At 67.6% G+C, this 247-nt stretch carries 1 protein-coding gene; it reads left to right on the plus strand.

Annotated features, from left to right (window positions below):
- Positions 1 to 67 precede the first annotated feature (67 nt).
- Positions 68 to 247, plus strand: a 180-nt coding sequence (locus BST14_RS32145; RefSeq protein WP_211280862.1) for a hypothetical protein, incomplete at its 3' end; no start/stop codon positions are given.

Consider the following 247-nt stretch of genomic DNA (forward strand, 5'->3'; position numbering starts at 1 on the left):
CCCTACCCTGTGTACCCCGTCCGCGCGGTAACAGCGCGGCGCGGCCACCGGTAACGATGGGCACGCCATGATCGACTCGACCTTCTCCCGCGCCACCTGGCTCAACTCGCTGCACATGTCGACCCTCACTCTCTCGCTGCTGGAGAAGGAAGGGTTCGCCCGCGAGCAACTGCTCGAAGGCAGTGGCATCACCCCCGCCGACCTGCTCGACCTGCGGCGCCTGATCAGCCCCTGGCAGGAGCAGCAG

Origin of the sequence: Mycobacterium arosiense ATCC BAA-1401 = DSM 45069 (assembly GCF_002086125.1) — a bacterium.
Lineage (GTDB): Bacteria > Actinomycetota > Actinomycetes > Mycobacteriales > Mycobacteriaceae > Mycobacterium > Mycobacterium arosiense.